Source organism: Sporosarcina sp. P12(2017) (genome assembly GCF_002743035.1).
In the GTDB taxonomy this organism is placed as follows: Bacteria; Bacillota; Bacilli; order Bacillales_A; family Planococcaceae; genus Sporosarcina; species Sporosarcina ureae.
Window position 1 is genome coordinate 203,077 of the sequence record NZ_PDYL01000003.1, and the last position, 13,866, is coordinate 216,942.

The following is a 13,866-nucleotide window of genomic DNA, read 5'->3' on the forward strand; positions in this document are numbered from 1 at the left end:
CACTCCTTCAATACTCAATAATACTTACTGATCGTCATGCTGAACCGAACGAGCAATTTCCATCATTTTTTCTAAGTAGGCATCGGTATTTGCTTCATTCGTCACCGTTTCCACTTTCGCTCCACCTACGTTTGCAATTAGTTCTACTTGCTTCTCACCTTTTTGAATAACAGCGACAAAGCCAAATGCATCATCTTTTGAGAATGTTTGTGCACCTACTAAATGATCCGGTTCATCCGTCAATAGTACGTCATAATACACTTGACTGTTTTTCTTTTCATTCGGATTAACTGTTAGATAAAATGAATCATTTCGTTTAGTTAAAACAATCTTTTGTGAAATAGATTCTTTATCTATTCGTAGAGTTGGCGGTTTATAGAAATCAATATCGCCCACTGTTTGGTTTGTTTTTTTGCTATTTAATTCAAATGCTTTTTTCGCTGAAACAAATGCATCATCAGTTCGGACTTCCACTTTCTGATTACATCCTACCAATACGACAGCTAGTAGCAACAGCAAGAAAACCTTTCCACTTCGCAACATTCAGGTTCCCCCCTTCTCTACTTTCGTTCAATTTTCTATCAGTCCTATTCTAATCGCACCCCGCTGCTATTGCAATCGTCAGCTCTGTGGCGACTTGCTATACAACAGCTGGCCGATCAATAATTGCATGATATGCTCAAATAACGCGTCTCTCGGTACGAGTTGAGCCGTCAACATCCCCATAGCGCCTTCAGACATGCGAATGTTTTGCTTTTTAAAATAAGCATCTACCGCATCACCTAGTTCATTCCCCTGGCGAATTTCTTCAGCTAACTCTTCGGGTAAAGGGATTTGTGCCCCCGCAGCAGTAAACGTTTTGCCTTCCGGCGTGGTAAGGGCGCCCCAATTGCATAGATACATCGTGTCCCCGATCATATGGACACCACCTTCTAACCCAATACCAATAGCATCTTTTGCTGCAGCGATGGAACGATTGATTGCACCTTGCCGAGTTTCCTCTACACTCATTGGCTGTGCGCTGACGCCTGACGGAACAGACGTTGAAGTAACAGTGCTGTTCTCTAGAAAGCGGTCGACGATCCGAAGTACTGCACGTTTTTTCGCCTGATTTTCAGAACCAAGAACAAATTTCATTCAACCGCCTCATTTCTAGTTGTTTAGCAGTTTTGTTTAATAGTTTCTACTGTGGTTTTATCGCACGCTTTTACTAACTTTGTAATTAATTCTTTCGCTGCTGCATAATCATCTGTGTGGATAATTGAAGCCGCTGTATGGATGTAGCGAGAACAAATACCGATGACTGCACTTGGTACGCCGTTATTCGCGACATGTACTTGCCCTGCATCCGTACCGCCTTGGGATACAAAGTATTGATACGGTATATTGTGAGTTTCAGCAGTGTCCAAAATGAATTCGCGCATACCACGGTGTGTTATCATCGAACGATCCATAATTCGCAATAATGCCCCTTGGCCCAACTGACCGAATTCTTTTTTATTGCCGCTTGCATCATTTGCAGGACTTGCATCAAGTGCGAAGAATAAGTCTGGATCTATCATACGCGCTGCTGTTTGTGCGCCACGTAAGCCGACTTCTTCCATGACTGTTGCACCTGAATACAATGTGTTTGGCAACGTTTCATTTTTCACTTCTTGCAACAGTTCTATGGCGAGACCGCAACCATAGCGGTTATCCCATGCTTTGGCCATAATCTTTTTCGGATTAGCCATCGGTGTGAACGGACAAATCGGCAAGATCTGCTGACCTGGACGAATACCGAAACTCTCAGCATCTGCTTTGTCATCTGCACCGACATCAATCAGCATGTTTTTGATATCCATTGGTTTTCTACGCTCTGCGTCACTCAGTAAGTGCGGTGGAATAGAGCCAATCACACCCGGAATTTCCGCATTTTCTGTAATGATCTGGACTCGTTGTGCCAGTAATACTTGGTTCCACCAGCCACCTAACGGCTGAAAACGAAGCATTCCGTTATCCGTAATACCTGTTACCATGAAGCCGACTTCATCCATATGTCCAGCAACCATAATTTTCGGCTGATCTTCTTGTCCATGTCGAACACCAAACACGCCACCCAAACCATCCTGAATTATCTCATCCGAGTTCTGTGCTAATTGATCACGCATAAAAGCCCGGACACGGTATTCATTACCTGGTGCGCCCGGAAGTTCAGTCAATGTACGAAATAAATCCAATGTTTCTTTTTTCATCGAAATCCCTCACTTTTTTATTGTCTATGTGTAGTATATCCACATACCAAACAGATGAATACTAATTAGATTAAGAATTCGCTTTACACAAAAGTGCCATATTCTACCGATTAATGAAGTGGGAGACACTTTAGAATCGCCATGCACTTTTAAACTATGTTACACTATAAGAAAAGATTTGCGAAGGAGGCTGCAATTAGCCATGAGAGTAAAAGACTTTTTAGCTGGAATTTTAACTGGAGTTGCTGCAGGCGTAGTAGTGAATGAGGCATTTAACCGTTACAATGAGGAAGTACCTGCTGACAACGTATTGAAAAAAGTAAAAGACGCATTTAAAGAAGAGGGACCGATCGACGGTTCTTGGATCGTTATGAAACCAGAACCTTACACAAACCACGTAATCTCTATGGACGTTTACCGTGGTGGCGTCTCCCGCATGAAAGACGGCAAGCTAGAGCAATTCGAATTCGCAGCAGATGCAAAAACAGGCACTGTCGTAGAGCTAGTTCGTCAGTAATCCATAATCAAATATACGTAAAGAGGCTATCCGAGAAGTATCTACTTCTTGCGATGGCCTCTTTTTTTTGCGTAAGAAAGTTCAGAGTATCACCAAGTTACCGGTCTTCTCTATTTTAAAATGTACTTCTCCATACAGAAAAAGACAAACCCCCCGTAAAAGGGATCTGTCTCTAGCACTTAATGTTTAACATTGCATAAAGGTTCTAATGCAGGAAAACAACACCAGTTGATCGTAAGAGGAAGGCGGCTCCCGATGGATCAGCCCGATCAGGTGAGACAACTAAGAGAGCGCAGCGAACAGTTGGCTCACCGCGGGCCCATGGGAAAGCGTCCGCCTGGAACGTCGATCAACTGCGCACCCCCCTCACTAAATCACTTGAACTTAACCCCTCACCGAGTACGAGGCAAGCTATCCACAATCGTCTTTCCATCTTCACTAAACTTCGCCATGCGATACATCGCATCATGATAGAAAATAAACCCATACTCATTTGGAAGCGCTTCCTTCATCAAGCGCTCTTTTGCGAAAATCGAGTCCATCGGATAATCATCATAGGCAAGTACCCATAAAGGATTTGTGTGCGCATGCGTCGGCATAATATCCGCCATATGAATCAACGTCTCGCCATTCTGCTCCAGCTTAATCACACAATGACCATCACTATGACCGCCCGTATGAATCATCTTAATACCTGGCACCACTTCTATCTCCTCTTCAAATGTCGTAACCTGACCTTGAATTGGCTCCCAGTTTTCTTTCCAATACGTATTACGTGAGCGAATATTCGGCTCTCTCATTTCATCCCACTCGACTTGCGATGTATAGATCTTGGCATTCTTAAATACGGACACAAGTTCATCGTTTTCCCACTGCGTCAAACCAGCCGCGTGATCGTTATGGAGATGGGACATTAACACGACATCGATATCATCCGGTGTCATACCAAGTTCTTCTAGGCTTTCTTCTACGCGAGTTTCAGCACGTACACCTAGGTTACGCTTTTTCTTGTCGTCCAACTTGCCCTTACCGATACCGGAATCAATCAAGTAATTTTTATTTTGATATTGAATAAGGATTGGGTCTGTTCGTAGTTCAATTAAATTGTTTTCATCCACTTCATAGCGTCTTGACCATAGAGCCTTCGGAACGACACCGAACATCGCACCACCGTCTAGAAAATTCACGCCACCGTCAAGCCACGTTAGTTTCATATCATGAAAAGTTAATTGATCCAAAATAATTCCTCCCTACATTCCTTTAGTAACTGTTGTATTGACATTGTACTTTTCCACGGAATCCTTAGAGATCCAGCAGAAAAGTACAACGTCCAACAGCTTTCCATTTCTTACACATCAGAATTAGCTCTGATATTGCGCTTCCAGACGATAAATTGGATGACCTTTACTTGAAAATTTTTCTTCATATTCGGTTAACACATTATCTTCTGGCATACTTGCATGTAAATCGAGTGAAACGGATCGTAATTTCATACCATAGTCCGTCATGGAGACAAGAGAATATTCAAATAGCGAACGATTATCTGTCTTAAAATGAATTTCTCCATTCGCCTTCAAAACACCTTCATATTTTGCTAAAAAGTTTGGATGTGTCAAACGACGCTTTTCATGGCGGTCTTTTGGCCACGGATCAGAAAAGTTTAAATAGACGCGACTAATTTCTGATCCTACGAAAAGAGATTCTAGTTCTTCTCCATTGACACGCATCAAACGAAGATTAGAAGGCTTTTTCGCTTCAATCGCTTTCTCTAACGCGGATACGATCACATTATCGAAGTGTTCGATGCCAATATAGTTAATCTCTGGATTAGCAAGCGCCATGCCAATGATAAATTGACCTTTACCTGTACCTACTTCAATATGAATTGGCGCATCGTTTCCGAACTCTTCAGTCCAACGACCTTTTTTGCCTTCCGGATCCAAAATCAATACATCCGGATGCTCTGCCATGAAATCTTTAGCCCAAGGCTTATTTCGTAAACGCATAATTAGTACACTCTCTCTTTTCAATAATTTCTATTCTATTGCTCTTCCACAACTTCTTCTGCATCAAACAATCGACTCATTGCTGTAGTCTGTGCGTGATCTAAAATCGATTGTGCGGCTTTAAATTGCGTATGCTTCATGGGACTCGGATTACTGCATAACTTAGCCAGCCATTGTTCATACGTTTTGCGGTCAACTGTTGTAACTTCAAACGGAGTGCCAGGATAATCAATATAGCCATTCCTAGAAACAATCAGCTTCCTGATCGGCATCTCCACTTTTGCCGCTCTAAAAAATGATGAAACCACTTTCTCCATCCTACTGAGCGCGATCGTAGGATTCAGCACTTTCACTTCTTCCTCACCGAACCTCTTTGACCAAAACCTTTCGCCACTACCTATGTACGCAGCCATTCTTTCGTCTTCGAGCACTGTGATGCAATAGCATGTAGTAGGTGCCAACAAGATGATATCCAACTCGACAGGTGCTTTATTGACTTTGACGATTGGATAATAAAATAACAAGAAGCTATCAGGTAAACGAAGTGTTAGTTGCTTCAATAATGGGTCAGTGAAATATTTTGGGTCTACACGTGACCGGTCATATAATGTAGAACTCGCCCACTTTAATTGGAATTGAAATAATTGATCGCGATAGGCTTTCTTTAACTGTTCGATCGTTGTAGGTTGACTAGCTATCGAAGCCTGAAAACCCATATCATCCTCTTGGTCTTCTACTTCTTCTTCTGAATTAGCGGACTCATGTGTCCATTCCACATCTGTTTTTTTACGCCATTTCTTGAATAACCCCGTATACCATTTCGAAGGTACTTGCACATCTTCAGAAAAAGCAGCCGCTGTCTCCGCATTTAAATCAACACCGTGCTCCCATTGATTTTTAATGCGTTTCCATTGATAGTGTTTCAGACGGATGAATTGTGTCGGATAACGAGTTAAGTCATTCTCATATCGAGAAACATAATCCGCGAGTTTAACTAGCTGGGCCATTAGCTTCTCTTTCCTTAGTATCACCAGCTACCACTAACTTCGGAATTTGCGCCTCAAATGCCGTTTGTAACTTTCTCGTCAATGGTCCAGGAACTCCTTGTCCAATAGGTTGCTGATCTATCGTTACAACCGGTGTAATTTCAGTATTCGTCGACGTATAGAAAAACTCATCCATATCTAACGCTTGCAACAATGTGAATTCTTCTTCTTTAACCGGAATCGCCAAATTCTCTGCGATCTGCAACACGACACGACGAGTAATTCCGTTCAGAATGAAATTATTGGCAGGATGTGTATAAAGGATTCCGTCTTTAATACCGAATGCATTGGAAGATGAACCTTCACGTACCAACCCATCTCGTACAAATAATGCTTCTTGACATCCATGATCAAATGCCTCCTGTTTCGCCATGACATTGCCAAGTAGATTCAAACTTTTTATATCGCAACGAAGCCAACGCATATCTTCAACAGACTTCATAGCCGCACCTTGTTGAAGGATTTCTAACGGACGTGCATTTTCCACAGCATAGCCAATCATGACAGGGACACTGTCTTCTGGGAAATGATGTGCACGTGGCGCCACACCGCGTGTGACTTGTATGTAAATATGTCCAACAGATATTTGATTATCCGACTGAAGCTTTTGCACGATTTCAAGTAACTCATCAAGTGTATATGACATGCTTACGCGGATTTTTTCAGCACTCTCGAGTAATCTCTCCAAATGTTCTTTCGCCGTGTACAAAGCACCATCATACACTTTAATGACTTCATAGACTCCATCGCCAAATACATAGCCACGATCATTCACGGATACATTCAGTTTATCTTCTGTTAGGAATTCCCCATCTTTGAAATAAATCACACAATCGCCACCCCTTCTTTTATGAAACTTCAAGCCAAACTACCGCCAGTTTCCTCTTTTTCTATTTTCACATGTTTGTCGAATAAAATCAATTAGACCTTAAAAGAGGCAGGAGCATTTTTCTAGTTAACTCGAATTAGCCGCTAGTTTGGTAACTTATAATCTATTTATTCTAATTTATTCAAAAGTATAAGCGAAAACATGTGCGCTTTCACATAAAATACGTTATACTACTATTGTCAGAATCATTCACTTACTATTCTGGCATAGCTAAATATAAGGAGCGGATCAGGAAAGATAATGTCAAAGAATACCCCAACAGTCTTCTTTTGCAATGTTGGTGTGAAAATATGAAGATGAAGGAGTGGTTTCTTAGATGAACCCAGCTACCGATCGCATGTTAATTCGTATCAAAGATGTCTATCTGTTCATTCGAGATAACGGAAAAGTAACAACGGAGGACGTGGCGGATGAATTCAATATTTCACCCCGCACCGCTCAACGTGACTTAAACGTTCTGGAGTACAATGAATTGATTAAGAGCTCAGTCCGCGGCGAATGGACCACGACGTCCAAGAAAGTGAAATTATCTTCTTGATCTAGCTTCCTATATACAAGTGTACAACGCAAAAAAGGCTGACGCTTTTGCATCAGCCTTTTTGCTTGGAACGATCTAGTTCTTTTAGTTGCAGCAATTCTTCTTCGGTTAACTCACGGTATTCCCCTAGTTCCAAATCCGGATCCAATTCGAGTGGCCCCATCGTTAACCGCTTCAGATACACCACTTTTTTCCCTACCGCTTCAAACATTCGCTTCACTTGGTGAAACTTTCCTTCTGTAATTGTCAGTTCAATCTCTGACTCTTCAGCAGAATGTAAAATGTGTAAAACGCCCGGCTTCGTTTCATAGGCATCGTCTAAAATTACACCGCGCGCAAAAGCCTCGGTATCTTCTTCCGTTACCACTCCCGCCACTTTTGCATAATACGTTTTTGGCACTTCTTTCTTTGGTGACAATAGATTATGTGCAAGCTTCCCATCATTCGTCAGCAACAATAATCCTTCTGTGTCTTTATCCAAACGTCCTACCGGAAACGGTTCGAAATGCCGCTCTTCACTTCCAAGCAAATCCACAACAGTTTGATCCCGGTTGTCTTCCGTCGCCGATAACACACCAGGCGGTTTATGCATCATCAAGTAGATAAATTCTCTATAGATGACTTCTTCACCTAGCAATGAAATCGCATCTGCCTCAGGATCCACGTGCTGGGCAGGATCTTTTTCCACTGCCCCATTCACCCGTATCATTCCTTTTTTCAATAACTGTCGCACTTCTTTACGCGAACCATACCCTGTATTCGATAATAATTTATCTAACCTCATTCATTACCCTCCAAACCCGATGCGTTTCATAATACGTGTTAAACGATCTCCGAATAATTGTTGTGCGAGTCCTGATTTGAAAGCCAGGAATCCGTATATTACCATACCGACAACCGAACCGATCATCACATACAATAATGCTTGCCAACGACCTACTGGGATGTGCGCCATGTTTAATCCTTTATTCGTCAGCCAAACACCCACAAACATCACTGCGTTGAATGCCAAAATCAAGAACAAGCGTCTGATGACCATTTCAGATTTATAATTTAATGCTTTTTTAATAACGAATAAGTTAATACATACCGCTACTGAGTAGCCAATTGCGGTAGCTATAATCGCACCGTTCACTTCGAACAGTTTAATCAGTGGAATGTTGATCAACATTTTCACAAGCAACCCGAGCAATGAAGTGAAGACGATCCATTTATGATGATCGATTCCTTGCAAGATTGCAGCCGTTACAGTGAACATCGCAAATAAAATCGCAACCGGTGCGTAGGCAGCTAAGACGCTCGCTCCTGCCACATCATACTCATATAAGAATTGATAGACTTCATTGTTTAAGACAATCAATCCAATTACCATTGGAATTGTCAAGAACAGCATGATCTGATACGTCTGATCGAGTGAACGTGTGATACCCTTTTGATTCTTTGACGTATAATCCTTCGTGATAATGGAGATCAGCGCCATAGAAAATCCTGTCGCGACCATCACGGGAATCATCACAATCTTATGTGTTAAAAAGTTTAGTTTTGTTAAATATAAATCGGAGACACTTGAAAGTCCGATTGATTTCATAGCGCCGTTAAATGTAATCATGTCTACGAATTGATAGATCGGATTAATCGTTCCGACCAATACAAACGGCAATACGTACGCAAGGACCTCGGTATAAATTTGTTTCAATGACACCGAACTTGCAGGTGGACTATTCGATAACAAATAATTGAATTCATCCTGATATTTTTTCCAGTAATAGTAAAGACTCCATAAACCAGCGAGCGCTCCGATAAATGCAGCAAACACTGCAAACTGTACAGCGATTCTTGGCGATAGATCCAGTACATTGACGACTACGAAAGCACCAACAAGCACCACAATGATCCGTACGATCTGTTCTATTAATTGAGATACAGAAGTAGGTTCGAACTTTTGATAACCTTGCAAAAATCCACGAGCGATACTAAGTAATGGCACTGCTAGCAAAGCAAAGCTAACCCAGCGAATAACTGTCGCAATATCTTGAACTGTAAAAATCTGTTCTTCATCCTTGATTACTAGTTCCGCAATCGGAGTTGCTAGGAAGAACAAAGAGAGAAATGACAGCAAGCCTGTTAGAGACATGATGACCATACCCGATTTCATCAGTTTCCGACCGGTCGCATAATCCCCTAACGCATTGTACTTAGAGACAAACTTCGATATGGCGAGTGGAGCTCCGGATACCGCGACCGCCAGCGCTAGATTATACGGTATGTATGCGTATTGATAGAGACCGACACTCTTTTCTCCAACGATTGCATAAAACGGAATTACATAGAGTAAACCGAGAGCCTTCGATAAAAATAAGCCAATCGTTAAAATGGCCGTGCCTTTCAATAAATTTGATGCCATAATTGATTCCTTCCATTCCTAAAGAGATTCTTGTATAGTTTACCCCTCGACACGCTTTTGCACAATCTTTAACTGAAGTCCAAATCAAAAAGCAACCATGCCCATATGGTGTATAATGAAAGATAAAATGAAACGAAAGAGTGGTTCTACAATGTATGATGTAATCGTAATTGGTGGCGGACCTTCAGGTTTAATGGCCTCCATTGCAGCAGCCGAACAAAAAAAGCGAGTTCTACTGATCGAAAAAGGAAAGAAGCTCGGCAATAAATTAGCCATTTCTGGCGGCGGTCGCTGCAACGTCACAAATCGACTTTCACAAGAAGAAATCATTAAACATATTCCAGGCAACGGAAAGTTTTTATATGGACCGTTCTCTGTCTTTAACAACCAAGATATCATCGACTACTTTGAAGGCCTTGGCGTCCCCTTAAAAGAAGAAGATCATGGACGGATGTTTCCTGTTTCAAATAAATCAAAAGATGTCGTAAACGCCCTATTGAACCAGATGGATGAACTAGGTGTGGAAATACGATTGGAAAGCCGAGTACAGAAATTATTAATGGATGACGAAAAGATCCTCGGTGTTCGATTAGAAGATGGTGAAGAAGTACGTGCTCATGCAGTAGTCGTTGCAGTGGGCGGCAAAGCCGTCCCACAAACAGGTAGTACTGGAGACGGATACCCTTGGGCCGAACGAGCGGGTCATACCGTAACGACACTGTACCCGACAGAAGTTCCGTTGCTGTCACGCGAGCCATTTATCGTCTCAAAAGATTTACAAGGCCTTGCGTTACGTGACGTCAAAGTATCTGTACTGAATAAAAAAGGGAAAACACTTGTGACGCATCAAATGGATATGCTCTTCACACATTTCGGATTAAGCGGTCCTGCGATATTACGCTGTAGTCAATATGTCGTCAAAGAGCAAATGAAGAACGGCAAGCAGCCCGTCCTACTGCAAATTGATTCAATACCTGATCAACATGAAGAACAATTGACCCAAACCATTGCAAAAATTTTAAAAGATGAACCGAAAAAGCAAGTGAAAACCTCATTGAAAGGTCTCGTACCTGAACGTTGGTTGCTGTTTTTATTGAAGAAAGCAGAAATCGATGAAACTGAAATCGGCATAGATATTAAGCGTGAGGCTATTCGTACACTCGCAAAACTTCTAAAAACATTCCCTGTACATATTACAGGGACGCAACCGATTGAGAAGGCTTTCGTGACGGGCGGCGGCGTTTCAGTAAAAGAAGTCGAGCCTAAGACGATGGCTTCACGTAAGAAAATCGGTTTGTTTTTCTGTGGAGAGATTTTGGATATCCACGGATATACGGGCGGCTATAATATTACTGCCGCTCTCGTGACAGGTCGTCTGGCGGGGATGAATGCCGGATTATTAGGGTGACCTTGAGTTGCCTTATGAGCGGTTGAATGGTTGTATAGGGCAGCTAGCTTGTCTGATAGAGCGCTTGGCGTGGGCGATAGAGCGGTTAGCGGGACACATAGAGCACTTAGCCCGTCTGATAGAGCGGTTAGCGTGACACATAGAGCGCTTCCCCCGTCCGATAGAGCGGCTAGCGCGACGCATAGAGCGCTCCCCCCGTCCTATAGAGCGGATCGCGTGACACATAGAGCGCTCCCCCAATCCGATAGAGCGGCTAGCGTGACACATAGAGCACTCAACCAACAGAACAAAGCACATACCCCATAAATACGATCACAACCAAAAAAGCCGGTCGGAGAAATAAATCTCCAACCGGCTTTCTACTTTTCATTAACCCGCTACAATATTAACAAGGCGTCCAGGAATCGCAATGATCTTCTTCAATTCCTTACCTTCCATCCACTGCTTCACGTCTTCGTTTGCTAAAGCGACTTGCTCTAATTCTTCTTTCGAGCTGTCTTTCGCTACAGTAATTTTCGCACGAATTTTACCGTTGATCTGTACCGCCACTTCCACTGTATCATCCGATAGTTTAGTTTCATCAAACGTCGGCCACTGTGCATAGGCAATCGTCTCCGTGTGACCTAGTTTAGACCACAGTTCCTCTGCCAAGTGAGGTGTGATAGGCGAAATTAATAGAAGGAATCCTTCGATGTATGCTTTTGGCAACTTCTCCGCTTTATAGCTTTCATTGATGAATACCATTAATTGAGAAATCGCTGTGTTATTACGCATAGCTTCGAAATCTTCCGTTACTTTCTTGACCGTCTGATTATAGACTTTCTCAAGAGGTCCACCAGTTTCATCCGTTAATTTATCCGTCAATGTATCGTCTTCATTGACGAGTAGACGCCAAATGCGATCAAGGAAACGACGAGATCCGTCCAGTCCATTCGTTGACCATTCTTTCGATGCGTCAAGTGGTCCCATGAACATTTCATAAATACGTAACGTGTCTGCACCGTGTGAATGAACGATATCATCCGGGTTAATGACGTTACCTAGCGACTTAGACATTTTCACATGCCCTTCGCCTAAAATCATCCCTTGGTTGAAGAGCTTTTGGAACGGCTCTTTCGTTTGTACGACACCAATATCGTACAATACTTTATGCCAGAAACGAGCATACAATAAATGCAGAACTGCGTGCTCCGCTCCACCTACGTAAATATCAACTGGCAACCAACGTTCAGCCAATTTCGGATCTATGATCATGTCATCATTATTTGGATCGATATAACGCAAGTAATACCAGCAGCTTCCTGCCCATTGTGGCATCGTGTTCGTTTCACGACGACCTTTCATACCAGTTTCCGGATCGACTACATTGACCCACTCTGTAATATTCGCAAGTGGTGACTCACCTGTTCCGCTCGGCTTGATATTGTCTGTTACAGGCAACATCAATGGCAATTCCGATTCATCGACAGTAGTCATCGTGCCATCTTCCCAGTGAATGACAGGAATCGGCTCGCCCCAATAACGCTGACGGGAGAATAACCAGTCGCGTAGACGATACGTGATTTTGCGTTCACCCGTACCATTCTCTTCGAACCATTCAATCGACTTGGAAATAGCTTCTTCTTTGCCTAAGCCATTCAAGAAGTCCGAGTTGACGTGTTCGCCTTCTCCTGCATATGCTTCTTCTTCAATGTTTCCGCCTGCAACTACTTCCACAATCGGCAAATCGAATTTCTTCGCAAACTCATAATCACGCTCATCATGTGCAGGAACTGCCATGATCGCACCTGTGCCATACGTAGCCAATACGTAATCTGCGATCCAGATCGGCATTTTCTCACCGCTTGCTGGGTTGATTGCATAGGCTCCAGTGAATACGCCCGACTTGTCTTTTGCTAAGTCTGTACGCTCAAGATCGCTCTTTGATTTTACAGAATCGATATATTCTTCTACCGCTTCACGCTGCGCATCTGTAGTGATCGCGCTAACTAATTTATGTTCAGGAGCCAACACTGCATAAGTCGCACCGAAAATCGTATCTGGGCGTGTAGTGAACGCTTCGAATGAATGCTCAGTATCCGCAATTTCAAACTTCAATTGTGCACCTTCAGAACGACCGATCCAGTTACGTTGCATATCTTTTAGACTTTCAGGCCAATCCAAATCATCCAAGTCTTCCAACAGACGGTCTGCGTATTCCGTAATACGCAATACCCATTGGCGCATCGGACGACGTTCAACTGGGTGATTTCCACGCTCAGACAACCCGTCGATTACTTCTTCATTTGCAAGAACTGTTCCTAATGCCGGGCACCAGTTGACAGCTACTTCATCAATATACGCAAGACCGCGCTTATAAAGTTGAATGAAAATCCACTGCGTCCATTTGTAATAGCTTGGATCGGTTGTATTGATTTCACGAGACCAATCATAAGAAAATCCAAGATCTTGCATTTGACGTTTAAATGTTGCAATGTTCTTCGCTGTGAATTCAGCTGGATCATTTCCTGTATCAATCGCATACTGCTCAGCAGGTAATCCGAACGCATCCCATCCCATTGGGTGCAATACGTTATATCCTTGCTTACGTTTGAATGCACTTAAAATATCTGTCGCGATATAGCCAAGCGGATGTCCAACGTGCAGACCTGCGCCTGACGGATAGGGGAACATATCCAATGCATAAAATTTAGGCTTGGATGGATCGTCCGTCATTTTGTATGTATCGTGATCTTTCCAATACTTTTGCCATTTCTCTTCAATTTGCGTGTGTTGATAACTCATGTCAAAAACTCCTCCATATGATTCAATTTCTGCTTCTTGC

General features: G+C 42.7%; 13 protein-coding genes. 3 read left to right on the top strand and 10 right to left on the bottom strand.

Annotated features, from left to right (window positions below):
- Positions 1-24 precede the first annotated feature (24 nt).
- The 3 genes from CSV80_RS03695 to CSV80_RS03705 form a co-directional block, all read right to left on the bottom strand.
- The gene (locus CSV80_RS03695; RefSeq protein WP_099669638.1) at positions 25-543 is read right to left on the bottom strand and encodes a hypothetical protein; all 519 of its coding nucleotides are present in this window, start codon (positions 541-543) and stop codon (positions 25-27) included.
- A gap of 78 nt (positions 544-621) precedes the next feature.
- A complete protein-coding gene (locus CSV80_RS03700; RefSeq protein WP_099669639.1) occupies positions 622-1,137 on the bottom strand; it encodes a DUF84 family protein in 516 nt (171 codons plus the stop codon).
- 23 nt (positions 1,138-1,160) lie between these two features.
- Complete coding sequence (locus CSV80_RS03705; protein WP_099669640.1) at positions 1,161-2,234, bottom strand: M42 family metallopeptidase; 1,074 nt, start codon at positions 2,232-2,234, stop codon at positions 1,161-1,163.
- A 202-nt stretch (positions 2,235-2,436) separates the two neighbouring features.
- Here CSV80_RS03705 and CSV80_RS03710 point away from each other — a divergent pair, with 202 nt between their 5' ends.
- Positions 2,437-2,751 carry a peptidase M4 gene (locus tag CSV80_RS03710; protein ID WP_029052835.1) on the top strand — a complete coding sequence of 105 codons (315 nt, stop codon included), beginning with the start codon at positions 2,437-2,439 and terminating at the stop codon, positions 2,749-2,751.
- Between the two features lie 392 nt (positions 2,752-3,143).
- On the opposite strand, the gene CSV80_RS03715 is transcribed toward CSV80_RS03710, so the two are convergent.
- From CSV80_RS03715 to dat, 4 genes are all read right to left on the bottom strand, one after another.
- Positions 3,144-3,989: a YtnP family quorum-quenching lactonase gene (locus tag CSV80_RS03715; protein WP_099669641.1), complete on the bottom strand. Its 846-nt coding sequence runs from the start codon at positions 3,987-3,989 to the stop codon at positions 3,144-3,146.
- 123 nt (positions 3,990-4,112) lie between these two features.
- Positions 4,113-4,757: a tRNA (guanosine(46)-N7)-methyltransferase TrmB gene (trmB, locus tag CSV80_RS03720; protein ID WP_029052833.1), complete on the bottom strand. Its 645-nt coding sequence runs from the start codon at positions 4,755-4,757 to the stop codon at positions 4,113-4,115.
- Positions 4,758-4,792: 35 nt separating this feature from the next.
- Positions 4,793-5,764 carry a nuclease-related domain-containing protein gene (locus CSV80_RS03725; RefSeq protein ID WP_099669642.1) on the bottom strand — a complete coding sequence of 324 codons (972 nt, stop codon included), beginning with the start codon at positions 5,762-5,764 and terminating at the stop codon, positions 4,793-4,795.
- Positions 5,748-6,632 carry a D-amino-acid transaminase gene (dat, locus tag CSV80_RS03730; RefSeq protein ID WP_099669643.1) on the bottom strand — a complete coding sequence of 295 codons (885 nt, stop codon included), beginning with the start codon at positions 6,630-6,632 and terminating at the stop codon, positions 5,748-5,750. The genes CSV80_RS03725 and dat overlap by 17 nt, the downstream gene beginning before the upstream one ends.
- A 376-nt stretch (positions 6,633-7,008) precedes the next feature.
- Here dat and CSV80_RS03735 point away from each other — a divergent pair, with 376 nt between their 5' ends.
- Positions 7,009-7,230, top strand: a complete 222-nt coding sequence (locus CSV80_RS03735) for a DeoR family transcriptional regulator (RefSeq protein ID WP_029052830.1) — start codon at positions 7,009-7,011, stop codon at positions 7,228-7,230.
- Positions 7,231-7,282: 52 nt separating this feature from the next.
- Here the strand turns inward: CSV80_RS03735 and CSV80_RS03740 are convergent, their stop codons facing one another.
- Positions 7,283-8,014, bottom strand: a complete 732-nt coding sequence (locus tag CSV80_RS03740; RefSeq protein WP_099669644.1) for a pseudouridine synthase — start codon at positions 8,012-8,014, stop codon at positions 7,283-7,285.
- A gap of 3 nt (positions 8,015-8,017) precedes the next feature.
- A complete protein-coding gene (locus tag CSV80_RS03745; RefSeq protein WP_099669645.1) occupies positions 8,018-9,634 on the bottom strand; it encodes a putative polysaccharide biosynthesis protein in 1,617 nt (538 codons plus the stop codon).
- A 151-nt stretch (positions 9,635-9,785) separates the two neighbouring features.
- Here CSV80_RS03745 and CSV80_RS03750 point away from each other — a divergent pair, with 151 nt between their 5' ends.
- Positions 9,786-11,042, top strand: a complete 1,257-nt coding sequence (locus CSV80_RS03750) for a BaiN/RdsA family NAD(P)/FAD-dependent oxidoreductase (protein ID WP_099669646.1) — start codon at positions 9,786-9,788, stop codon at positions 11,040-11,042.
- A gap of 369 nt (positions 11,043-11,411) precedes the next feature.
- On the opposite strand, the gene leuS is transcribed toward CSV80_RS03750, so the two are convergent.
- A complete protein-coding gene (gene leuS / locus CSV80_RS03755; protein WP_099669672.1) occupies positions 11,412-13,826 on the bottom strand; it encodes a leucine--tRNA ligase in 2,415 nt (804 codons plus the stop codon).
- Between the last annotated feature and the right edge of the window lie 40 nt (positions 13,827-13,866).